This window comes from Arthrobacter celericrescens (assembly GCF_003614925.1).
GTDB lineage: Bacteria > Actinomycetota > Actinomycetes > Actinomycetales > Micrococcaceae > Arthrobacter > Arthrobacter celericrescens.
This window is the reverse complement of sequence record NZ_QYLP01000084.1, coordinates 1-22,305: the sequence shown is the minus strand read 5'-3', so window position 1 is coordinate 22,305 and position 22,305 is coordinate 1. Positions and strand designations below refer to the sequence as shown.

At 66.8% G+C, this 22,305-nt stretch carries 18 protein-coding genes; 8 read left to right on the top strand and 10 right to left on the bottom strand.

The genetic code is table 11. From position 1 onward, the window contains the following. The first annotated feature begins 111 nt into the window (after window positions 1–111). A complete protein-coding gene (locus tag D3654_RS14480; protein ID WP_120522189.1) occupies window positions 112–1,401 on the top strand; it encodes a helix-turn-helix domain-containing protein in 1,290 nt (429 codons plus the stop codon). 83 nt (window positions 1,402–1,484) lie between these two features. Here the strand turns inward: D3654_RS14480 and D3654_RS14475 are convergent, their stop codons facing one another. The 3 genes from D3654_RS14475 to D3654_RS14465 are packed head-to-tail and all read right to left on the bottom strand — an operon-like array spanning window position 1,485 to window position 5,208. Beyond that, complete coding sequence (locus tag D3654_RS14475) at window positions 1,485–2,420, bottom strand: phosphoribosylaminoimidazolesuccinocarboxamide synthase (RefSeq protein WP_120522188.1); 936 nt, start codon at window positions 2,418–2,420, stop codon at window positions 1,485–1,487. A 2-nt stretch (window positions 2,421–2,422) separates the two neighbouring features. After that, the gene (gene purD / locus D3654_RS14470; protein ID WP_120522207.1) at window positions 2,423–3,730 is read right to left on the bottom strand and encodes a phosphoribosylamine--glycine ligase; all 1,308 of its coding nucleotides are present in this window, start codon (window positions 3,728–3,730) and stop codon (window positions 2,423–2,425) included. A 35-nt stretch (window positions 3,731–3,765) separates the two neighbouring features. Then, window positions 3,766–5,208, bottom strand: coding sequence for a sugar porter family MFS transporter (locus D3654_RS14465; RefSeq protein WP_120522187.1), 1,443 nt, complete (start codon window positions 5,206–5,208; stop codon window positions 3,766–3,768). 102 nt (window positions 5,209–5,310) lie between these two features. Here D3654_RS14465 and D3654_RS14460 point away from each other — a divergent pair, with 102 nt between their 5' ends. The 3 genes from D3654_RS14460 to D3654_RS14450 all read left to right on the top strand — a co-directional run bounded on the left by D3654_RS14460 (window position 5,311) and on the right by D3654_RS14450 (window position 7,561). Continuing rightward, a complete protein-coding gene (locus D3654_RS14460; RefSeq protein ID WP_245413248.1) occupies window positions 5,311–6,024 on the top strand; it encodes a GntR family transcriptional regulator in 714 nt (237 codons plus the stop codon). Window positions 6,025–6,126: 102 nt separating this feature from the next. Next, the gene (locus D3654_RS14455) at window positions 6,127–7,143 is read left to right on the top strand and encodes an asparaginase (protein WP_120522186.1); all 1,017 of its coding nucleotides are present in this window, start codon (window positions 6,127–6,129) and stop codon (window positions 7,141–7,143) included. A 31-nt stretch (window positions 7,144–7,174) separates the two neighbouring features. Further along, complete coding sequence (locus D3654_RS14450; protein WP_120522185.1) at window positions 7,175–7,561, top strand: sterol carrier family protein; 387 nt, start codon at window positions 7,175–7,177, stop codon at window positions 7,559–7,561. Between the two features lie 138 nt (window positions 7,562–7,699). Here the strand turns inward: D3654_RS14450 and D3654_RS14445 are convergent, their stop codons facing one another. The 3 genes from D3654_RS14445 to D3654_RS14435 form a co-directional block, all read right to left on the bottom strand. Beyond that, complete coding sequence (locus D3654_RS14445) at window positions 7,700–9,190, bottom strand: cation:dicarboxylate symporter family transporter (protein WP_120522184.1); 1,491 nt, start codon at window positions 9,188–9,190, stop codon at window positions 7,700–7,702. A 93-nt stretch (window positions 9,191–9,283) separates the two neighbouring features. Further along, window positions 9,284–12,085, bottom strand: coding sequence for an aminotransferase class I/II-fold pyridoxal phosphate-dependent enzyme (locus tag D3654_RS14440; protein WP_120522183.1), 2,802 nt, complete (start codon window positions 12,083–12,085; stop codon window positions 9,284–9,286). A 75-nt stretch (window positions 12,086–12,160) separates the two neighbouring features. Beyond that, window positions 12,161–13,714, bottom strand: coding sequence for an amino acid permease (locus tag D3654_RS14435; protein WP_120522182.1), 1,554 nt, complete (start codon window positions 13,712–13,714; stop codon window positions 12,161–12,163). Window positions 13,715–13,960: 246 nt separating this feature from the next. Between D3654_RS14435 and D3654_RS14430 the strand changes: the two genes are divergently transcribed. Together D3654_RS14430 and D3654_RS14425 are read left to right on the top strand one after the other, a co-directional pair. Beyond that, window positions 13,961–15,553 carry a PucR family transcriptional regulator gene (locus D3654_RS14430; protein WP_120522205.1) on the top strand — a complete coding sequence of 531 codons (1,593 nt, stop codon included), beginning with the start codon at window positions 13,961–13,963 and terminating at the stop codon, window positions 15,551–15,553. A gap of 28 nt (window positions 15,554–15,581) precedes the next feature. Beyond that, window positions 15,582–16,496 (top strand): glutaminase, encoded by a 915-nt coding sequence (locus D3654_RS14425; RefSeq protein ID WP_120522204.1) that lies wholly within the window; start codon window positions 15,582–15,584, stop codon window positions 16,494–16,496. A 27-nt stretch (window positions 16,497–16,523) separates the two neighbouring features. On the opposite strand, the gene D3654_RS14420 is transcribed toward D3654_RS14425, so the two are convergent. From D3654_RS14420 to D3654_RS14405, 4 genes are all read right to left on the bottom strand, one after another. Then, window positions 16,524–17,078: an isocitrate lyase/phosphoenolpyruvate mutase family protein gene (locus D3654_RS14420; RefSeq protein WP_120522181.1), complete on the bottom strand. Its 555-nt coding sequence runs from the start codon at window positions 17,076–17,078 to the stop codon at window positions 16,524–16,526. Window positions 17,079–17,095: 17 nt separating this feature from the next. After that, window positions 17,096–17,854, bottom strand: a complete 759-nt coding sequence (locus D3654_RS14415; protein WP_120522180.1) for an SDR family oxidoreductase — start codon at window positions 17,852–17,854, stop codon at window positions 17,096–17,098. A gap of 32 nt (window positions 17,855–17,886) precedes the next feature. Further along, complete coding sequence (locus tag D3654_RS14410; RefSeq protein ID WP_120522179.1) at window positions 17,887–18,627, bottom strand: aspartate/glutamate racemase family protein; 741 nt, start codon at window positions 18,625–18,627, stop codon at window positions 17,887–17,889. A gap of 98 nt (window positions 18,628–18,725) precedes the next feature. Further along, window positions 18,726–20,291, bottom strand: a complete 1,566-nt coding sequence (locus D3654_RS14405; protein WP_120522178.1) for an NCS1 family nucleobase:cation symporter-1 — start codon at window positions 20,289–20,291, stop codon at window positions 18,726–18,728. Between the two features lie 195 nt (window positions 20,292–20,486). Here D3654_RS14405 and nboR point away from each other — a divergent pair, with 195 nt between their 5' ends. Both nboR and D3654_RS14395 read left to right on the top strand, forming a co-directional pair. Further along, on the top strand, window positions 20,487–21,095 hold the full coding sequence (gene nboR, locus D3654_RS14400; protein ID WP_120522177.1) for a nicotine blue oxidoreductase: 609 nt from the start codon (window positions 20,487–20,489) through the stop codon (window positions 21,093–21,095). A gap of 144 nt (window positions 21,096–21,239) precedes the next feature. Continuing rightward, the gene (locus D3654_RS14395) at window positions 21,240–22,193 is read left to right on the top strand and encodes a hypothetical protein (protein WP_120522176.1); all 954 of its coding nucleotides are present in this window, start codon (window positions 21,240–21,242) and stop codon (window positions 22,191–22,193) included. Window positions 22,194–22,305: the final 112 nt, after the last annotated feature.

Here is a 22,305-nt window from a genome sequence, read left to right as displayed (position 1 = left end):
TATGGAAATTAGTGCGGTCCCTGTTGACACACATTGTAAAATGTTTTCCACAGAGGCTGTCAAGGGCAACCCGCAAAGACAGCGCTATAGCGCCATATCTAGGAGGACGCGGTGGGCAACGGATTCGGAGAAAAGCTCCGTGCCGAGCGGCTCGAACGGGGACTGACCCAGGCCGAATTGGGAAAGGACCTCTACTCCCCCAGCTACATCTCCCTGCTGGAGACCGGTCGCCGCGAACCTACCGCCGAGGTCATCGAAGAACTGGCCCGCCGGCTCGAGCTCGCACCCAAAGCCTTGGAAGCCTGGAGCCAGCCTGTATCCGTCAGCGATGCCGAATACGTGCTCGCCGGCCTCTACGCGCGGCAGGCCTGGGATCTCCGGGACTACCCGCTGGCTGCCAGCCACGCGGCGGCCGCGGCGCAGATCGCCCTGGAAGCCCGCAACACCAGCGCCTGGTGGAACATGACCTACATGCAGGCTGAATGCGTCATGAAGCAGGGCCAGCTCAAGGAGTGCCAGAAGATCATCCAGCACCTCCTGGAGCACCCCATGGCGACTGAGTCAGCGGGCCTCGGCGTCCGCGCCCGGCAGATGCTCGCCGCCGTCTGCCACGGCCAAGGGCAGCTGGCCACCGCCGTCGAACACGCCACAGAAGCAGTCCAGCTCAGCCTGCAGCTCCCCAAGGGCTCCACGCTCATCATCGGCGCGCACCGCGCGCTCATCGGAGCGCTGGCCGAAAGCGGCAAGCTGGACGAGGCTTGGAAGTACTGCGAGTCCATGATGGCGCAGATGGACGAGCACTCCATGTCCCAGCTCGCCGGCGAGGTGGCCTGGGTGGTGGGCAACGTGGCCTTCATGCGGCACGACTACGCCGAGGGCATCAAGCACCACGAGCGCGCCGCGAAGCTCCTCTCCCCCGCGAACGACATCGAACTCTGGGCCCGCTTCAACAAAGCCTCCGCGGCCGTCAGGTTGTCGTCGGGCATCGTGGAACCCGAGACGCTCTCGGCCATCGAGCGCGCCGAACTTGCCTTGTCGATCGTGGGCGGCAACAAGACCGACCAGCTCGAAGTGGCGTTCATCCGGGCGCGCTGGCTGTACCTCACGGGCGACATCCTGGCCGCCGTCGCGAAGCTCCGCGAAATCCATGCGGACCGCAGCGAGCTCGCCCGGCACACCGCCGGCGAGGTGTCCTTCCTCCTTGGCAAGGCCCTCAAGGCCGCCGGCGAGAACGCCGAAGCCTTGGTCTACCTGGAAGAAGCACAGGCGGACTTCACGGCCGCGGGTGCTGCGGACCGCGTCCAGCAGGCCATGGATTCGCTGCTGGAGATCCGCCTCGCCGAACGGCGCGCACAGGCGGCCAACCAGGCGGCCACCCACGCATCGAACGGCGCGAAGTAGTCCAACGCGAAGTAGTCCACTAGGACAAACAGGGTCCCGAAACCTGGCGGTTTCGGGACCCTGTTTCATGCGTGTGAGATGCGTCAGGCGAAGGTGCGTCCGGTGAGCTTCTCGTAGGCTTCGACGTAGCGGGCGCGGGTGCGTTCGACGACGTCGGCCGGCAGCGCGGGAGGCGGGGTGTCGGCGGCCCGGTCCCAACCGGATTCGGCGGAGGTCAGCCAGTCGCGGACGTACTGCTTGTCGAAGGACGGCTGCGCCTTGCCCGGTTCGTAGCTTGTGGCATCCCAGAATCGGGAGGAGTCCGGGGTGAGGACTTCGTCGCCCAGGGTGATGACGCCGCTGGCAGCGTCCACGCCGAACTCCACCTTGGTGTCGGCCAGGATGATCCCGCGGCCGCGGGCGATCTCCTCGGCCTTGGTGTAGATGGCAAGCGTGAGTTCGCGGAGCCGGTCGGCAACGTCCGGACCGACGGCGTCCACCACGGCTTCGAAGGTGATGTTCTCGTCGTGCTCACCCACCTCGGCCTTGGCGGACGGGGTGAAGATGGCTTCCTCGAGGCGCGACCCGTCCACCAGGCCCTCCGGCAGCGGGATGCTGCACACGGTGCGGGACTGCTTGTATTCGGCCAGGCCGGAGCCCGTGAGGTAGCCACGGGCGATGCACTCGACCGGGAACATGTCCAGCTTCTTGCAGATCATGGCCCGGCCCTCGACGGCTTCCGGAACGCCTCCGGCCACCGTGGAGGCCAGCACGTGGTGTTCCACGCCCAGTTGTTCGAACCACCACAGGCTCAGCTGGGTGAGGATGCGGCCCTTGTCCGGGATTTCGCTGGAGAGGACGTGGTCGTAGGCGCTGATGCGGTCGCTGGCGACGACGAGGACGCAGTCCTGGCCCACCTGTTCCCTGATGGATTCGTCGGCCGGGACATAGAGGTCGCGGACCTTGCCGGAGTACACGTGCTTCCAGCCCGGGAGGTCGAGTGTGTCCGCGGCGAAGCCGCCGGTGTTGAGTTCAGTCATGGTCAGCGCTTCACCGCCGGGATGGTGCCGGTGTTGGTGGACACCCGGATTTCGCCGCGGGCCGCCTTGCCGGCGATGTCCGTGCGGAACTGGCTGCCTTCGAGCTGGACCAGTTCGACGCCGTCGTACGCCCGTTCACGGGCTTCCACCAGGTCGCTGCCGAGCGCCACCACGGCGAGCACGCGCCCGCCGGCGGAAACGACTTTGCCTTCTTCGTCCAGCTTCGTGCCGGCGTGGATGACGTGGACGCCTTCGAGGCTTTCGGCCTTCTTCAAGCCCGTGATGCGGTCCCCGGTGCGGGGCGCGTCCGGGTAGTTTTCAGCCGCGACGACGACGGCGACCGCAGAGTCCTTGGACCAGCGCAGCTCTTCGGCGGTGTCCAGTTCGCCCTTGGCTGCTGCCAGCATAAGGGCACCGAGAGGGGTCTTGAGCCGGGCGAGGACTGCTTGGGTTTCGGGATCGCCGAAGCGGGCGTTGAATTCGATGACGCGGGTGCCGCGGGAGGTCAAGGCCAGTCCGCAGTAGAGCACGCCGACGAAGGGGGTGCCGCGGCGGGCCATCTCGTCCACGGTGGGCTGGGCCACGCGGTCGATGACCTCCTGGACTAGGCCTTCGGGAGCCCAGTCCAGCGGGGTGTAGGCACCCATGCCGCCGGTGTTGGGGCCCTCGTCGTTGTCGAAGATGCGCTTGAAGTCCTGTGCCGGGGACAGCGGCACGGTGGTGCGTCCGTCGCAGAGCACGAAGAGGGAGACTTCGGGGCCGTCCAGGAATTCCTCGATGACCACGGTTCCGCCGGCGTCGAAGCAAGCCTGCGCGTGGGCCAGGGCCTCGGCGCGGTCGTTGGTTACCACCACGCCCTTGCCGGCGGCCAGGCCGTCGTCCTTCACCACGTGCGGGGCGCCGAAGGTGTCCAGCGCGTCGGCGGCTTCCTCGGCGTTGGTGGCGACGCGGGCCATCGCGGTGGGCACGCCGGCTTCGGCCATGACCTCCTTGGCGAAGGCCTTGGACGCCTCGAGCTGGGCTGCGGCCTTGCTGGGGCCGAACACCGGGATGCCGGCTTCGCGCACGGCGTCGGACACGCCCGCGGCGAGCGGGGCCTCGGGGCCGACGACCACCAGGTCGACGGCCAGCTTGAGGGCGAGCTGTGCGACGGCGGCGGGATCGTTGCCGTTGATGGCGTGCGTGGGAACCAGCTTGGCGATGCCTGCGTTGCCCGGAGCCGCGTGGACCTCGGACACGTTGGGATCTTCGAGCAGGGAGCGGACAATGGCGTGTTCGCGGCCGCCGGGGCCAATGACGAGTACCTTCACAGTCTCCAAGGGTACTTTGTGCTGCCTTCCCGGACCTAAGCGATGTCCTGGCTGGCTGCGGGGACCTCGCTGCGAACGGCGGGAACCCCGCGGGGCTCCCAGCGGCCGCCGTTCTCCCAGAAGATCCGGATGTCCTCGAGGTTGCGGCCCTTGGTTTCGGGGGCCAGGCGGTGCACGAAGAAGAACGCTGCCACGGCCAGGGCACCGAAGACTGCGAAGGTGCCGGCTCCGCCCAGGCGCTGGAGCATGGTGAGGAAGAAGGCGGAGACCACCACGTTGGCAATCAGGTCCGAGGTGAGCATGGTGCTCGCGCCGAGGGAGCGCAGGCGGGCCGGGAAGCTTTCGCCGGCGTAGACCCACACCAGGGCGCCGAAGCCGAAGGTGAAGCCCACAGTGAAGAGCAGGACGCCCAGGAAGCCGAGCACGGTGAGTGCACCGCCGAAGGACTGGCCGGCCAGGAAGACTCCGATCAGCAGCGCGTTGGCCACTACCATCATGCCGATGCCGCCGAGCAGGATCGGCCGCCGGCCCACCTTGTCCACGAGGGCGAGGGAGACGAACACGGCTACGAGCGAGGCGGCCTGGACCAGGGCGGGCAGGAGCAGCAGGGCCTCGTTGCCGCTGAAACCCATGGCTTCGAAGATGCGCGGGCTGTAGTAGACCACGGCGTTGATGCCCGTGATCTGGATGAAGAAGCCCAGGCCCACCACGAACACGGTGGCGCGCAGGAACGGCCTGCGGAGCATCTCCTTGGCCACGCCGGACTTGCGGCCGCCGGATTCCTCGGCGAGCGCGGCGCGCATGCCGGCGATCTCGGCGTCGATGTCGGACTCCGGTTCGATGGTGGCGAGGGTGCGGCGGGCCTCCTCGAGGCGTCCCTTCATGACGTACCAGCGCGCGGTGTCCGGCAGCCGGAGGAGAATCGCGAGCACGGCCACCGCGGGCAGGGCGGCCAGGCCCAGCATCCAGCGCCACTCACCGGTGGAGGACAGTGCCCAGGAGGCGATGTAGCCCAGGATGATGCCGATGACGGTGGCCACTTGGTAGGCCACGAGCATGGCGCCGCGCACCTTGGCCGGCGAGCTCTCCGCGACGAAGACCGGCACGACCACCACGGAGATTCCGATGGTCAGGCCCAGGAACAGACGGGCGACCATCAGCACCGGGATGCCTGGTGCGAACGCACTCAACAGGGCGAAGGCTGCGTACGACGCGGCGACGGCCACCATGGACGCCTTGCGGCCGATGCGGTTGGAGAGCCAGCCGCCCACCAGGGCGCCGAGCACTTCGCCCACCACGACGGCGGTGGTCACCATCTCCTGGTCGCTCGTGGAGAGGTGGAATTCCTTGGTCAGGAACAGCAGGGCTCCGGCGATGTTGGACAGGTCGTAGCCGTAGATCACGCCGACGGCGGCCGCCGTCGCGCCGATCAGGAGGCCGAACCGCGGGGTGCTGCGCAGGTCATTCAGGAGAGACATCGGTGTCCTCGGGGTCTGGGAGACAAAGGGCTGAATTGGTGTAGACCAACTTGCACAAGATTGGCATAGACCAATCTGGCCGTCAAGAGTTAAGATCGGACGGTGAGCGAGCTGCCGAAGTACTACGTCTACAAAATGCGCATCCTGGAGATGATCGCGGACCTGCCCCCGGGCACCCTCATCCCCACCGAGCGGACCCTCGCGCTGGACTTCGGTACCTCCCGCACCACCGTCCGTAAGGCCATCGGCGAACTCGTGGCCGAAGGCAAGCTCACCCGCACCCAGGGCTCGGGCACCTACACGGGCGGGCCCAAGATCACGCACGTGCGGCAGCTGACGTCCTTCACCGAGGACGCGCAGGCGATCGGGTACACGCCGTCGTCGGAAATCCTGGAGATCGAGCAGCTCCGCGTGGACGGAAGCCATGCCGTCGAGGCCGCACACATGCACCTGGCTCCGGGCGCCCCCTTCGTGCGTGTGCGGCGCATCCGGCTCGGCAACGGCGAACCGCTGGGCCTGGAAACCGCGTGCATTCCCGGCGAACTGGCCGGCTTCGACGAGCGGCTGCGGGAACGCGGTTCGCTGTATGCGACCCTCCGCGAAGACTTCGGCATCCGGATCACGGAAGTGGAGGACGGCGTCGAGACTTACCTGGCCGGGCCCGAGGAGGTGCGGCTGTTGAAGGTCGAGATGGGCTCGCCCCTCCTGCGGATCGACCGCACCGGATTCGACGACGACGGCAAGGTGGTCGAGTGGACCGTCGGCCGCTTCTGCGGGGACCGTTTCCGCTTCGTGGCGCGGACCCGGGCAGCCTGATCCAGCGGACATGTCCACCCCTGCCGCCGAGGCATGCGCATGTTAGAGATATGTCCACACGTCGCGCCGGGGAGTGGACATGTCCGCCCGTAGACTTGCAGCATGCCCATGTCTCCGCATGAAACCTTCACGGCCGAGTCCGCCGTCGAGCTGGCCGTCATCGAGCGCAGCGGCTTCATCGAATCGCGCCACATCGGCTCGGCCGTGGTCCTGGCCGGCGACGGCAGCGTGGTGGAGGAACTGGGCGACATCACCACCCCGATCTACGCCCGCTCCACCCTCAAGCCGCTCCAGGCGCTGGCCTCGATGCAGTCCGGCGTTCCGCTGCGCGGCGCCCAGGTGGCGCTGGCCTGCGCCAGCCACACGGGCTCGCTCGACCACATGGACGTGGTGGAAGGCATGCTCAAGGCCGCGGGCATCCGCGAGGAGCAGCTGCAGTGCCCGGCGGCGTGGCCCCAGGATGAGACCGCACGGAACTGGCTGGTCCGCTCCGAGCGCGGCAAGTCCAAACTCGCGTTCAACTGCTCGGGCAAGCACGCGGCTTTCCTCTGGGCCTGCCGGGAGAACGGCTGGGACACCCGGAGCTACCTGGAGCCGAACCACCCCCTGCAGCAGAGGGTGCGCGCCGCGATCGAGGAATACAGCGGGGAATCCATCGCCCACCTGGGCATCGACGGCTGCGGCGCGCCCGTAGCGGCGCTCTCCCTGACCGGTCTCGCCCGAGCCTATTCGCGGCTGGCGAAGGCTCTGCGGGACCCGAACTCGAACGCGCGCGCGGCCACCATCGCCACCTCGATGCTGGATTACCCTTGGGCGGTCCAGGGCCGGGGCGAGGCCAACACTGTGGTCATGGATGACCTGGGCGTCCTCGCGAAGATCGGCGCCGAAGGCGTCCTTGTCCTCGCCACGCCCACCGGTGCCACGGTGGCCGTCAAGATGCTCGACGGCAACTTGCGGGCCACCACCCTGGTGGGGCTGACGCTGCTCGCGGTGAGTGGCGCCGTCGACGTTCCGGAGGTCTCCAGCGTGCTGGAGAAGGTGGTGGACCCGGTGCTGGGCGGCGGACATCCGGTGGGCCGGATCCGGCTCGGCAAGGCACTGCTCTCGCTGCTGGACTAACCTCCCCATCACCACAGGAAAGGCTTCAAGCATGGCTGTCGCCCGCCGTCGGGTACCCCTAGAAGAAGGCCGCGCCGCCCTGGCCGCATGGCAGGACAGCGCTGCAGTAAGCCCCGGCGAGACGGACGCGGCTTTGCCCCGCACGACCCTTGCCACCGCGGTCCGCTACACCCTCGAAGAGCTCACCGCCCGCGCCCCCGGCAACTCGGTGGAGGTACGTGTGCCGCCGTTCGGCGTCGCGCAGTGCGTGGAGGGTCCCCGCCACACGCGCGGCACGCCGCCGAACGTGATCGAGTGCGACGCCGCCACCTGGCTCGCGCTGGTGAGCGGCCGGCTGGCATGGGCGGACGCCGTCGACGCCGGCCGGGTCGCCGCGTCGGGGCTGCGCGCCGATCTGGCGGAGCTGCTGCCGTTCTAGTCCAACACAGGGTCACTTACGGCCCATGTTTTGCGGGCGCAAACATGGGCCCTAAATGACCCCGCCTTCGGGGCACGAAAAAGGCGGCCGTTCCGGATCACCGGAACGGCCGCCTTGCTTTCCGCGGGAACGGGCCGCTCAGTCGGGGGAAATCGGCGTTTCCTGGCGCTGGCCCGGCCGGCTCATTTCAAAGCGGGGAATGTCGCCGGACACCGGGCCGCCGCGGAACTTCGGCGACGGCTCCTGGCCCTCGCTGAGGCGCTCGAGTTCCTGCTCCTCGAAGGCCTCCTCCTTGCCCAGCATGATGGCGGAGTCTTCGTTGGTGATTTCGCCGCGGAAGGCACGGACCATGACGCCGCGGTCGAACTGGCCTTCCCACTTGGCCACCACGAACGTCGCCACGCAGTTGCCCAGCAGGTTCACCACCACGCGCATGGAGTCCATGAGGCGGTCGGCACCCAGGAGGAGCGCGACGCCGGCCACCGGGAAAATGCCGAGCGCGGCGGCCGTCGCGGACAGCGCCAGGAAGGAGGACCCAGGTACGCCGGCCATGCCCTTGGAGGTCAGCAGCAGCACGCCGAGTGCGGCCAGCTGCTGGCCGAGGTCCAGGTTGTGGCCGAAGGCCTGGGCCAGGAACAGCAGCGAAATCGAGAGATAGATCGCGGCGCCGTCCAGGTTGAAGGAGTAGCCCGTGGGAACCACCAAGCCGGTGGTGGCCCGGGAGCAGCCGGCGTTGGTCAGCTTGGTCATGATGCGCGGCATCACGGCCTCGGTGGACGCGGTGCCCAGCGCGAGGAGGAACTCCTCCCGGGTGTACTTCAGGAACTGCCACAGCGGAACCCTCGCGAAGCCCCAGGCCACCAGGAACAGCAGGCCGATGAAGACGATCGCGGCACCGTAGCACGCGGCGATCAGCAGCGCGTAGGTGCCAAGGGTGTCCAGGCCGTACTGGCCAATGATGAACGCCATGGCACCGAAAGCGCCGATGGGGGCAACCTTCATGATCCAGGACATGATCTTGAAGATCAGCTCAAGCACGGTCTCCATGAGGCTGATGACCGGCATGCAGCGCTGGCGCCCGATGACAACAATGGCCGCGCCGAAGAACACGGAGAAGAACAGGACCTGGAGCAGGCTGTTGTTGGCGAAGGCCCCGATCACGCTGGTGGGAATGACATCGAGCAGGAAGGCTGCCGCGTCCTTCGGAACGGCGTGGCCGGTCTTGGCGTCCACGGCGTCCTGGGACAGGGTGGCCGGATCGATGTTCAGGCCGGCACCGGGCTGGACGATGTTGCCGACCACCAGGCCGAACACCAGCGCGAACAGGGTTGCTGCGGTGAAGTACAGCAGGGCCTTGACCCCGACTCTTCCGACCGCCTTGACGTCGCCGACTGCCGAAATTCCCGTGACGATCACGAGGAAGATCAGCGGGGCAATGATCATCTTGATGAGTTGAATGAATCCATCGCCCAAGGGCCGGAGGGTGGAGCCGATGTTCGGCCAGAAATGGCCGATCAGCACACCTGCGACGACGGCGATCAGAATTTGGAAGAAGAGCGACCTGTACAGCGGCTTCTTCTTCTGCGGGGCCGAACTCGCCTTCAGCGCCGCGGAGTCTGGGATCTTCATTGATCTGAACCAATCATTAGAGAACTCCCCGGTTGCCGGGGACACTCTCAACGTATTCCAGATCACACTATTCCACAAGAGGGAATTGAATTTTCACATTGTGAAAGTGAGACTAACCAATTGTGACCCACCTCTCTCCGTGCCGGCCGTGAGGGCTGCTTGAGGCCGGGGTCCTGGCTCCGCGAACACCCTGTACCCTCTCTCCGGATCGAAGCCGTGGACTTCCTTCGTGTCCAGGGCAGCCATGAACTCCAACGTCTTGCGCGTGATGACCTGGCCCGGCACCAGGATCGGGAAACCCGGCGGGTACGGGGTGACGAAACCTGCGGACACCACGTCCAGCCCGGCGTCGATCCTGGCGCCCAGTTCCTCCGCGAACAGGTATTCGGTGGAACCGTCCTTGTAGCCTTCGAAGTAGGCAGCCCGGACGTCGCCATCGGGGCACAGCGCATCCCGGCGGAATCGGTCCGCGAACCGGCTGAAGTCGGGCAGCGGCGGCGTCCCGCCGTCGTCGGATACAGCCGGTGTCCGACGGTAGCCGGCGCCCGCCGTCGTCGAACGGTCCTCCTCGAACTGCTCGGCGAGCTTGACAAGGACTTCGATCAAGTAGGCCACCGAGCTGCGGGAGGTGCCGATGTTCGTCATGAACAGCACGGTGTTGCGCGAGGTCTTGTTGACCTGGATGCCGTGGCCGTCGGCGAGGTAGCGGTGGCGGAAGGTATCGCCGTCGATCCCGGTCCGGCTGATGTCCAGGGTGAGGCGGCTGGGATCGACGACGAACTCGTCGTGCTCCCAGGCGTCCGCGAGCGCGGCGAGGCCGTCGCGGTGCGGCATGGCCGGGCCAGTCTTCCGGAAGGGCGCCTCAATGAGGTCCCGCGAGGTGAGTACGCGGAAGTACTTCTTGAGGAGGGGATGCCGGGCAACGGCCTGCGCAACGCTGGTGGCAAGGTCGGCCTGGCGCTGGACGAGGCCGAACCCCTCGAGTTCCACCTGCCTGCGACCGACGTCCAGTGAGGCGAGGATCTGGTAGTTGGGCGAAGTGGACGTGTGGGTCATGTACGCCTCGCGGAACGACTCCCGGTTCCGTTCCTCGAAGTCCTGGTCGAAGACGTGGATCATGGACCCCTGCCGGAGCGACGTCAGCGTCTTATGGGTGGACTGCGTGGCGTAGACCCGGACGCGCGCCCTGGCGGGGTCCGGGACCAGCCTGGTCTCCAGCCAGGCCTGATCGTCCGCCGGGCATCCCGTCACCGGGTCCCACAGCTGGGCGGCCTGCGCGGCATGCTTTGCCGCATACGCAGGATCGCCGAAGGACGCTTCGAGTTTCCGGGCCGCCGCCATGGCGGTGCGGCGGCGGAAGACCGGGTGGGAGCGGGCGAACGCGAACCAGGCCTCGTCCCAGAGGAACACCAGGTCCGGCTTGATGGCCAGGCACTCCTCCATGACGCGCTCCACGTCGTACACAATGCCGTCGAAGGTGCAGTTGGTGAGCGTGATCATTTTGACCTCGTCCAGCCGCCCTGCCCTGCGGTACTCCAAGAGCCTGGCCTTGATGGAGGCCAGCGGCACAGCACCGTAGAAGGCGTAGCGGTCCAGCGGGTAGGCATCCAGGTAGCTCACCTGCGCCCCGGCGAGCGCGAAGGCGTAGTGGTGGGACTTGTGGCAGTTGCGGTCCACGAGGACCACATCGCCCGGAGCCAGGATGGATTGGTGGACCACCTTGTTGGCCGTGGACGTGCCGTTGGTAACGAAGAACGTCTGATGCGATCCGAACGCCCGCGCCGCCAGGTCCTGGGCCTCCTTGATGGAGCCATGCGGGTCCAGGAGCGAATCCAGTCCGCCCGAGGTTGCGGAGGTTTCCGCCATGAGCAGGTTGAGTCCGTAGAAATCTGCCATGTCGCGGATCCACGGGGAACCCACCACCGAGCCGCCCCGGGACACCGGCAGGGCGTGGAACACGCTGGCGGGCCGGCGGCTGTACTCCTGCAGGGCGGTGAAGAAGGGCGTTCGGAAGCGCTCCGCCACGCCGGACAGGAGGGACAAATGCAGGTCGAGATGGTCCTGCTTGCGGAAGATCCTCCGGAAGCGCCTGCTCAGCGAACCGGCCAGGCTCTCGATGGACACACCCGCGGTCAAGTAGACATCCACTTCCGGGCGCAATGCCGTAAGTTGCTCCGCCAAGGCGAGGATCAGTTGCAGGGGACGTGCGCCGGCCGGCGCCGCAGCGGTATGAGTGGACAGATAGGCCCGAAGATCCCTGCCGAGCGGCTGCCCGCTCTCCGCGACAAGGCCGGGACGAAGGATGCACGCCTGGATGGCGGGGTTCAGCAGCAGGGCCACCAGGGCGTCCTCATAGCTGGGGACCACCACAAGCTCGTACGTGAACGCGTCGCCGGGCCGTCCCTGGGCCAGGAGGTCGGCCTTCAGGGAGTCTGCTTCCTCAGCCGCCAGGTCATCAACTACCAAAACGTCGAACCGGGGCCGTTCGCCGACGTCGGGAGCCTGGCTGCCGCCGTCGTCTTCCGCATCGCCCGTCCCCGCAGGGCCGTGCCCCCGCAAGGGCGGGGACGCGGCTCCCCCGTGGCCCGGCACCATCGATGCCAGGCCACGGAGCAACTCGAGCCCCGTCCGGAAGTCACCGGCGTCCAGGGCAGCCCGCAGCTGCCCCACGGCCGCCTGCCCCGGAGCCGCCCAATAGAGCTCGACGGCGTGCAGCAGGCTGAGTGCGCGGGCCGCCTGTTCCGCCAGGGCGGCGTTGGCCGTTTCGTCCCCTGTTCCCGTGCGGCTCTTGGCCAGTTGCTTGAACGCGTAGCCCAGGAACTCCCAGGCATCCGCGCGGGAGCGCCAGGCGCTGCTGGGGGTGCCAACGTCTTTCGGGGCAGCTTCGATATTCACTGTTGTCTTGTTTTCCAATGTTGGTTCGGGTGCTTGGTGGTTCGAGTGCTTGATGGTCCGGGTGATCGGAGGAGGTCAGGGCCGCCGTCCCGCTTGGGCGGGGCGCTCGGCGATCACCGGGAAGACGCCGGTATGGCCGCGGCGTTCCTCGGCGGCGGCAAGGATGCGCTTCCGGGAGCCGAACCACCCAGCCACGAGCAGCGGTACGAGGACCACAACCGAGGCGAGGACCCAGCGGCCGGTTTCCGAGAAGCCCATGGTGACCAGCACAAACGCCAGGAAACCGAGGGTCAGGTAGGACGTGAAAGGTGCGCCGAAGAGGCGGAACGATGGCCGTTCAACCCTGCCTTGCCGCACCCAGGACTGCAGCCTGATGTGGCACAGCATGATGGTGGCCCAGCCGCCGATGATGCCGATGGCGGAGACCTCGAGGACGATTTCGAACACCTGGGACGGGACCAGGGCGTTCAGTCCGACGCCGAGCAGCGTGATCACAGCCGTCAGCAGGATCCCGCCGTACGGGACGCCCGAGGCGCTGATACGGGCGGTGAACTGCGGGACGGAACCGTTCACCGCCATGGAACGCAGGATGCGTCCGGTGGAGTACAGGCCGGCGTTGAGGCTGGACAGGGCAGCGGTGAGGACCACGAAGTTCATCACCGAGGCCGAGATCGCTCCGGCCTGCGGATCCCCCAGATGCGAGAAGAAGGTGACGAACGGCGATTCCCCTGCCTTGTAGGCGGTGAAGGGCAGGAGCAGGGACAGCAGCAGCACGGAACCGACGTAGAAGATGGCGATGCGGAAAACCACCGTATTCACGGCCTTGGGCATGACCTTCTGCGGTTGGGCGGTCTCGCCCGCGGCGGTGCCCACCAGTTCGATGGCTGCATAGGCGAACACAACGCCGCTGATGGCGAGCAGAGGCGCCACCGCGCCGGCCGGGAATGCGCCGCCGTGGTCCAGGATGACGTCCACGCCGGGGGCGCCGATGTCTGTCCGGCCGCCGAAGATGATGAAGCACACCCCGACGACGAGGAAGGCCACGAGGGCGGCCACCTTGATGAGGGCGAACCAGAACTCCATCTCACCGAAAATCTTCACGGAGACCAGGTTCAAGGCCAGGACGACGACGAGCGCCGCGAGTGCGATGAGCCACTGCGGGACGGACTGCAGCGGTTCCCAGAACTGGCCCCAGAACTTGATGTACAGCGCGACGGCGGTGACGTCCACGATCGAGGTCATGGCCCAGTTGAGAAAGTAGAGCCAGCCGGCGGCGTACGCCATCTTTTCGCCGTAGAACTCCCGGGCGTAGGAAACGAACGAGCCGGACGACGGCCGGTGCAGGACCAGTTCGCCCAGGGCCCGCAGGATGAGGAAAGCGAAGAATCCGCAAACCGCGTAGACCAGGATCAGCGCCGGCCCGGAGGCATTCAAGCGGCCGCCCGCTCCCATGAAGAGGCCCGTTCCGATGGCTCCCCCGATGGCGATCATCTGGATCTGCCGGGGTTTGAGGGTCTTGTGGTAGCCAGCTTCTTCGCTGGAGAAGTCCTGCGCTGCGGTGGTCCTGTCACCGACCAGTTCCCGGGCGTTTTCCACTGCATCCGCGGGATCGAACTGTGTGTTTTTCATTCTTGGGGTCTCCTTTGACTCCATCGAATCCGTGCCCCCGGCCCCATTGCCCGGCGCACGGTAGACCACTCTAGGTTCCGGCCCCGAACAAGAAACTGTCCGTGCCGCTAAATTCGCGCCATGCTGGTTGTGCCAGCGAGACAAATCCACCTGGGGGTACGGGGAGTAATGTTCTTGGCCGGATACCTCCTCAGAGAAAGAAAAGCAGTGGCACCCCACAAAACTGCTGAACATGTCAAAGGCGCCATGCTCAGCGACATACTTGAAGACATTGGAGTCGACCACGGACGCTTGGTGGTCGCCCCGGCTGCGGATAACGGCACAGTCCGCGAAACGGTCATCGCGGACGCAGAGGACGATGAACCCCTCCAGCCGGAAACCCTGGTCCTGCTGATCGGCGCCCGGGGCCGCGCAGCCCTTCCGGCAGTCCGCAGGCTGCTCCCGTGGCGGCCTGTGGCGATTGCGGTCAAAGGCACCGAGGCCGAGCTTGAGCCCATCGCGGAACTCCTGCGTCCCGTGGGCACCGGGCTGATCGCCGTGCCTTCGGCAATGCGGTGGGACGCCTTCGAAGGCATCGCCAAGGACCGCATCCAGGAGCCGGGCCTCTCCGGCGAGGCATCGGACGTCATGCACCGGGACCTGTTCGCGATCGCCGCGACCACGGCCACGCTGGCCAACGGCCATGTGGTCATCGAGGACCCGGCCAACCGGGTCCTGGCCTACTCGCCGGCCTCAAACGACGTCGACGAACTGCGCAGGCTGTCCATCCTTGGCCGGCGGGGTCCGGAACGGTACCAAAAGCTCCTCAAGGAATCCGGCGTGTACCGGCACCTGCAGGCATCTGAAACCCCTGTGCACATGGCCGCCAATCCGGAGGAAGGCCTCCGGGAGCGGGTCGCGATCGGGATCCATGCCGGACGCCGGGTGCTCGGGTACATCTGGCTGCAGGAAGGAACCGAGCCCCTGGCCGCCAACACGGACAGGATCCTCGTGGGCGCGGCACGGCATGCTGCAATCGAGCTGGTCAGGCACCGCAACGAACAATCCCAGGCGCTGCGGCGGGACCGGATTTCCAGCCTGCTCAGCGGCACACCGCAAATCCACTCGCAGGCCCAATCGGCGGGCATCAATCCGGCCAGGCCGGCAGCCTTGGTGCTCATCTCGGCCAAGGGCGACGACGGCACGGCCTCTGGCCTGCAACTGCGGCGCGGTGAACTGGCCAACATTGCATCGATCCACGCTGCTGCCTATCGGCCCGGTGCGGTGGTAGGGGCCATCGGACTCGAGATCGCGATGATCCTGCCCGACCTTGATCCAGTGAAGTCGCCTCCGGCCATCAATCGCCTGGTCAACGCCATCATCCGGGATGCCCGCGTACACCTGAACTGCCAGGTGCAAGCGGCGGTGGGCCCGGTCGTCAACCGCCTTGACGAACTCCACAGCACGCTGGGGCACGTCCGCAGCGTGCTGGACGTCCTGGGGGATACGCCGTCCATCAGCGTCGCTTCCTACAGTGACGTGGAGACCAAAGTGCTCACGCGGGAGCTCTTTGGCCTCCTTGGGTCACGGACCCGGCTCCGGCACGACGGCGTCGCACTGCTCTGCCGCCGGTATCCCGAGTTCGCTGCCACGCTCCTCGCTTATTTGGAGTTCTTCGGGGACGTGAACCGGTGCGCCGAGGAGCTTGCGGTCCACCGGAACACCGTGCATTACAGGCTCCGCCGTGCCTGCGAGTTGAGCGGCATCGACCTGCAGGATCCCGATCAACGGCTGTTGGCCCACCTGCAGATACGGCTGTGGACGCACTCCACGGCGCCATTGAACGAAGAATCCCAGTGAACGAACACTTCGAGGCCACTACCTGATGATTGACCTGCAGAACCTCCTCGACGACATTGTCGGGGACATCCAGCCGCTTATCGGCCACGGCGCGGCAGCGGACTACATCCCTGGTCTCGCTGCTGTGGACACCAGCCAGTTCGGCATCTCCGTGGCGACCCGCGGAGGCGACGTTTATGCGTCCGGCGACGCGACCGTGCCGTTTTCGATCCAGAGCATCTCCAAGGTGTTCGCACTGGCACTGGTCCTGGCCGGGGACGGGGACAGCATCTGGAAGCGAGTCTTCCGCGAGCCGTCAGGCAACCCGTTCAACTCCTTGGTACAGCTGGAGCACGAGGACGGGATACCGCGCAACCCGTTCATCAACGCCGGGGCGCTGGTGGTCACGGACAGGCTGCTCACCGCTACGGACGGCGCCGCGGCGGAGGCCGTGCGCCGTTTCATGCGGGACGAAAGCGGCAACCCCGGCATCGAGTCCGATGCCGAGGTTGCTGCGTCCGAGGCCCGCAACAGCCACCGCAACGCGTCCCTGGCACACTTCCTGGCCAGCTACGGCAATCTGGAAAACAGTGTCGACGCGGTGCTCGATGCCTACATCGCCCAGTGCTCCATTGCGATGAACTGCACGGACCTCGCACTGGCGGCCAGGTTCCTGTCCAGCAACGGCAGGAAGGCCGACGGCACGTCCTTCCTGTCGGCGTCGCAGACCAAACGGATCAACGCCGTCATGCTGACCTGCGGTACCTATGACGCTGCGGGCGAATTCGCCTACCGTGTGGGGCTGCCCGGCAAGAGCGGAGTGGGCGGCGGCATCATCGCCGTGATGCCCAACAACTGCACGATCTGCGTCTGGAGCCCGGGCCTGGACCGCTCCGGCAACTCGGTGGCCGGCGTCGCGGCCCTGGACGCGCTCACCATGCGGACGGGCTGGTCGATCTTCTGAGGCCGGCGGTACAACGTGATGAAATGGCTAGTTCAGGATGCGCGTCCCCTCCGGAAGATTGCCCCCGTCCAGCAGGCCCGTCACAGCATCGGCGAAGGCCGTAAGAGCCACGCGCTGGGTCCATGGGCCATAGGAAATCCGGGATACGCCGAGTTCTTCGAGCCGCGCGGGCGGCAGGGAGCCCGGGACATTGATGACCGAAACCTTGTTCCAGCCAATCCCATCAACCAGGGTTGACACAGCTGCTTCGTCCAGCAGGCCCGGCACAAAGACATTCGTGGCGCCGATTTCCAGGAACGCCCGGCCGCGTTCGACCGCATCGGCGAACACTTCCTGCCGTTCACGCCCTTGGTCCTTGAGCAGGACGTCGGTGCGGGCGTTGAGGACGAAATCGATGCCCTCCGACTCAGGTGCCCGCACTGCTGCGGACATCTGGGCGACGGCGTCAGGGAGCGGACGCGCCTGGTCCTCGATGTTGGCTCCCACGATGCCCACGCCTATGGCTTTGCGGACGGTCTCCCCTGGGCTGCCGTATCCGGACTCGAGGTCCGCGCTGACTGGGAGCGTGGTGGAGGCAGCGATGCGCCCGACCGCCCCGCCTAGCCCCGTCCGATGAAGGGCATGCCGGCGGCGGTCACCAGCAGTGAGCCGACATTGGCCGACGGCGGCATGCCGGCCATGAGGAGCACAGCACGGGCGGCGTCCTCCACGGGGAACATGGGTTCCACGCGGCGGCTGCCGTCGGCCTGCAGCGCGCCGGAGCCGACGCCGATGGTGTCCATGATTTCCGTGCGGGTGTTGCCGATGTCGATCTGCCCGCAGCTGATCCCATACGGGCGCCCGTCCAGCTCAATGCTCTTCGTCAGGCCGCTGATGGCGTGCTTGCTCACCGTGTACGCCACCGAAAGGGGCCGGGGCGAATGGGCCGAAATGGAGCCGTTGTTGATGATGCGCCCGCCCCGCGGCTCCTGGGCCTTCATGGTGCGGACCGCCTCCGCGGCGCAGAGCATGGCGCCGGTGACGTTGACGGCCAGGGTGCTTTCCCAGCCGGCCAGGTCCATTTCGTCCACGCTGCCCGAGGGTCCGAAGATGCCGGCGTTGTTGAAGAGGACGTCCACCCTCCCCCAGCGCCGGCGCGTTTCCTCGAAAAGGTGCGCGACGCCGTCGGGCTGTGTCACATCGCAGGGCACCACCAGCGCTCCGGCATGGTCGGCGGCGGTCTCCTTGAGCGGGGCCTCCCGGCGGCCCGCCAAGGTGACCGACCAGCCTTCGGCAAGCATCAGCCGGGCAACGGCCCGTCCGATGCCGGAGCCTGCTCCGGTTACGACGGCGACCCGAGGGGCCTGCGTTTCAGTCATGGTGTTCCCTTCCTGCTGCAGCGCGTGCGGAATCAGCGCACGGCGGGGGCGTCCGCCAGCAGGGGCCAGCCTACGACAGTCTTGGGCCGGGGCGCCGCGTAAGTGCGCACCTTCGAGGTGGACAGGCCCAGGCGGACCAGCGACTCGGCGATCGTCACCGCGGCGGCGACGCCGTCCACCACCGGAACGCCACAGCGCTGGCGGATCTGCTCGTCCAGTCCCGCCATGCCGCCGCAGCCCAGGACGATCACCTCGGCCTTGTCGTCGCGGACGGCACGTTCGGCCTGCTCCACGATCGCCTCGACGGCGCGGTCCGGGTGCTCCTCGAGTTCGAGCACGGCCATGCCGCTGGCGCGCACTGAAGCGCAGCGGGCGTCGAGCCCGGCCAGCTTCAGCCGGTCCTCGATGAGCGGGACGGCGCGGTCCAGGGTGGTAACCACGGAGTACTTGTGGCCAAGGAACATCGCGGTGCTGGCCGCGGCCTCGGTGATGTCCACGACCGGAACGTCGAGGAGTTCCTGCAGGCCCTCGCGGCCGTGCTCGCCGTATCCGGCCTGGACTACGGCGTCGTACGGTTCCGGGTAGCTGAGCACCTTGTCCATGACGGCGATCGCGGCGAGGTAGCTTTCGAAGTTCCCCTCGCAGGAGTCGGCGCCGAAGCGGGGGGTGAGCCCGACGATCTCGGTGCCGGGGGCGGCGGCGGCCGCTGCCTGGGCCGCGATGGATTCGGTCATGGACTGGGTGGTGTTGACGTTGGCAACAAGGATGCGCATGGTTTCCTCTCAACTCAACCCAACTGACTCGCAGTTGTTGTCGTTATGGGCCTCCAAAACGACATCTAATGCGAGCCAGTTGGGCGGATTGGTGTTCGTTAGTGGGTGCTGACGACGGCGATCGGCTCGCCGGAGACGTCGTCGTGCTTCTGCTTCCGGTCCGCGACCAGATAGTACGCGACAGCGGCCACGCCGGCTCCGATGAACCAGGCGAACGGTGCCACCGGTTCCAGCGCCGGGACGAAGGCAATCAGGATGGCGACGGCGGCGGCCGGGATCATCGCGGTGATCGCCCGGGGGTTCACGCCCTTCTTGTAGAAGTAAGCGCTGCCCGGTTCCTCGCTGTACAGGGCGGGGACGTCCACCTTGCCGCGGCGGATCAGCCAGTAGTCGGCCATGACCACGCCGAACAGCGGGCCGAGGAGGGCGCCGAGGCCGCCCAGGAAGTACACGATCACCAGCGGGTTGTTGTAGAGGTTCCAGGGCAGGATGACCAGGCCGATGGTGCCGCTCACCCAGGCAGCCTTGCGGAAGTCCAGGTGCTTGGGGAACAGGTTGGTCAGCGCGTAGACCGGGGCCACGAAGTTGGCCATCAGGTTCACCGCGATGGTCAGGATCAGGACCGCGAGGCAGGCCAGGACCAGCAGGAAGGTGTTGGGGATGCTTTCGATGATCTGCGAGGGGCTCTCGATGACGGTGCCGTTGATCTTATACTGCCCGCCGGCCAGGATCACCACGATGGCGCCGAAGACGAGCATGTTGATCGGGATGCCCCAGAAGTTGCCGCGGACGATCGACTGCTTGCTGGCCGACGAGCGGGTGAAGTCGCAGAAGTTCAGCACGAAGGTGCCGTAGATGGACACCCACAGGGCGCCGCCGGCGAAGATGGTGCGCCACATTTCGGCACCCTCGAGGCCCTTGATGCCGGTCCACTGGATGGAGCCGTGCGCTTCGAAGAAGACCCAGGCCGCCAGGAGCACCATGGTGACGAGGATGACGGGGCCGGCGAAGGCCTCATACTTGCGGATCATTTCCATGCCGAAGCTGACGATGACGAGCTGGACGATCCAGAGCAACGCGAAGGTGAGCCAGCCGAGGGTGGACAGGCCCAGGATCGAGTTGCCGTCCAGTTCCTTCAGGCCCGGGAACATGGCCACCAGCATCACGCGGAACACCACGGAGGCCAGGAAGGTCTGGATGCCGAACCAGGCGACCGCCACGGCACCGCGGATGAGGCTGGCAAGCTGGGCGCCGCGGATGCCGAAGCTGATGCGGCTCATCACCGGGAAGGGTACGCCGGTCTTGTAGCCCATGAACCCGGAGAAGTTCAGGAGCGCGAACAGCAGGACGGCGCCGACGCCGAGGGCCACCAGGATCTGCCAGCCGCCAAGGCCGAGCGAGAAGAGCCCGACGGCGAAGGCATAGTTGCCGAGGCTGTGGACGTCGTTGGCCCACAGGGTGAAGATGCTGTAGCCGGTCCAGCGGCGCCCTTCCTTCTTGGTGGGGGCCAGGTCCAGGTTGTACAGGGTGGGGCTGATGACGCGGCCGGCCGCGGCGGAGGCCTCGTCGCAGATCGCTTCATTGGCCGCGTGATGGGTGGAACTCTTGGGCAACACTGCCTGTTCCGGAGCCGATGCGCTGCCGACCGGGGAAGTCGAATTCATCGTGGGTCTCCACTTCTAACGTTGCTTCACGGAAGTTCCGCCACGGCTGAATCGCTCTTCGATGAGCTTTTTCCACATAGCGGAATGAGATTATTGAATGGTGAAATAACGATATGACCCCGGTCACCCTCCAGTCAAGGCGCCCCGGTCCGCACCCCGGTCACAATCCGGCGTCCGGAGGGTATGGTTTGCCTCATGTCCGCTTCTGTTCCCGCCACAACGGTTGGCGTTTTGCTCGCCGCCGGCGCCGGAACCCGGCTCGGCCTCGGCCCGAAGGCGCTCCTTCCGTTCCGTGACCGCACCCTAGTGGAGGTGCTCGCCGATGTGCTGCTCGACGGCGGCTGCGTCGAGGTACTTGTGGTGCTCGGAGCCGAAGCGGACACCGTGCGTTCGCTGCCCGGGCTGACCCGGCATCGGACCGTCGAGAACCCCCGGTGGCAAGAGGGCATGGCAGGTTCCTTCCGCACCGGAATCGCGGGGGCCGCCGCCGGAAACAACGTGATGGTTGCCCTGGTGGACCAGCCGGGCCTGAGCCCGGCGGTCGTGGCCAGGTTGCTGCGCGAGCACCGCCCGGGCAGGGTCACGGCCGCCGCCTACCCGGACCTGTCCGGCACTGCCCGCCGGGGCCACCCCCTGGTGATCGACGCCGCGTTGCGCGAACAGGCGGCCGAGTCGGCAGCGGGCGACGCCGGAGCCCGGCATTTCCTCAAGGCCCACCCCGGGCTTGTGGACCTGGTGGACTGCGGCGACCTCGCCGACGGCGGGGACGTGGACACCAAGGCGAACCTGCACCTGCTGGGCTGAGGACCCTTCCTTCCTTCCCAACTAGCTCGCATTTGTTGTCGTTTTGAGGGCCCAAAAGGACAACAACTGCCAGTCAGTTGGGCAAGGGGTCACGACGCCTGTGGATAACCCAACTTCGGGCGCCGGGATTTGCGAGCATGAGTCATGAAAATCCCCCGGCCTTTGCCCGAACCTGTGGATGCGGCTCCGTTCACTGTCCATGAAGCTCTCGACGCCGGCGTGTCCCGACGGCGGCTCAGGCACCGCGCGCTGGACTCGCCGAGCCGCGGCATCCGCAAGCCGCAGCTTGCAGACTCGACCGAGCTGGCCGATCCCACCGAACTACCCGAGCAAGTGCGCCCATTCACGGTGGTCACGGAGTTTTCCGCAGCGTCCCACGCCACCGCCTTCGTGCTCTGGGACTTCCCGGGATTCCACCCCGATGCAGAGAATCCCGCCATTCACATCTCGCGGCCGGACACCATGGCCATCCCCCGCCGCAAAGGGGTTGCGGGCCACGTAGGCCAGTTCTTCGACGACGAGATCACGTCCGTGAACGGCCTGCTCGTCACGAGCCGTGCCCGGACCTGGTTGGACTGCGCGCGAAGGATGTCGATCGACGAAATCACGGTGGTCGCGGACCACTTGCTGCGCAGGCCGAGGGCTGAATTCGAGGGCCGGCGCGAGCCCTACGCCACTCCTGAAGAACTGGCCGACATGCTTGATAGGCACAAGGGAACGCCCGGCGTCCGGAAGGCGCGGCTTGCCTTGGAGCAGGCCAGGATCGGCGCCGACTCCGCGCAGGAGACCCGGCTCCGGCTGGCACTTGAGCGGGCCGGCCTGCCCACCGCCGGACTGAACGTGCCCGTACAACTATCGCCCGCCGTCGAACGTCAGCCCGACATGTCCTATCCGGAATACCGCGTCGCAGTGGAATACGACGGCGACGGCCATTCGGAAGCCGAACAGATCGTGCGCGATATCGCCCGCGAGGAGGACTACTCCAACGCCGGCTGGCGGCTGGTGCGGATCTCAAGGCGGCACATGAAGAATGACGCGCGCTCCGCCGTCGTGAAGGTCCGCACCGCCCTTATCGACGGCGGCTGGTTCCCCAAGTGACTCGCAGTTGTTGTCGCTTTGAGGGCTCAAAACGACTGTGAGGATTGGTGTGGCTGGTCCGGGACTGGCTGGCAGAGTAGATGCTGGCCGTTCTGCCCTGCGGTCGTGACTC

What these genes read in the sequence shown, in the direction of transcription:
- D3654_RS14395 (WP_120522176.1), top strand. Translation starts at nt 21,240, where the DNA reads ATGAAAATCCCCCGGCCTTTGCCCGAACCTGTGGATGCGGCTCCGTTC.
- D3654_RS14455 (WP_120522186.1), top strand. Translation starts at nt 6,127, where the DNA reads ATGCCCATGTCTCCGCATGAAACCTTCACGGCCGAGTCCGCCGTCGAG.
- D3654_RS14450 (WP_120522185.1), top strand. Translation starts at nt 7,175, where the DNA reads ATGGCTGTCGCCCGCCGTCGGGTACCCCTAGAAGAAGGCCGCGCCGCC.
- D3654_RS14445 (WP_120522184.1), bottom strand. Translation starts at nt 9,190, where the DNA reads ATGAAGATCCCAGACTCCGCGGCGCTGAAGGCGAGTTCGGCCCCGCAG.
- D3654_RS14415 (WP_120522180.1), bottom strand. Translation starts at nt 17,854, where the DNA reads ATGACTGAAACGCAGGCCCCTCGGGTCGCCGTCGTAACCGGAGCAGGC.
- D3654_RS14410 (WP_120522179.1), bottom strand. Translation starts at nt 18,627, where the DNA reads ATGCGCATCCTTGTTGCCAACGTCAACACCACCCAGTCCATGACCGAA.
- D3654_RS14405 (WP_120522178.1), bottom strand. Translation starts at nt 20,291, where the DNA reads ATGAATTCGACTTCCCCGGTCGGCAGCGCATCGGCTCCGGAACAGGCA.
- D3654_RS14475 (WP_120522188.1), bottom strand. Translation starts at nt 2,420, where the DNA reads ATGACTGAACTCAACACCGGCGGCTTCGCCGCGGACACACTCGACCTC.
- nboR (WP_120522177.1), top strand. Translation starts at nt 20,487, where the DNA reads ATGTCCGCTTCTGTTCCCGCCACAACGGTTGGCGTTTTGCTCGCCGCC.
- D3654_RS14435 (WP_120522182.1), bottom strand. Translation starts at nt 13,714, where the DNA reads ATGAAAAACACACAGTTCGATCCCGCGGATGCAGTGGAAAACGCCCGG.
- D3654_RS14465 (WP_120522187.1), bottom strand. Translation starts at nt 5,208, where the DNA reads ATGTCTCTCCTGAATGACCTGCGCAGCACCCCGCGGTTCGGCCTCCTG.
- D3654_RS14430 (WP_120522205.1), top strand. Translation starts at nt 13,961, where the DNA reads ATGCTCAGCGACATACTTGAAGACATTGGAGTCGACCACGGACGCTTG.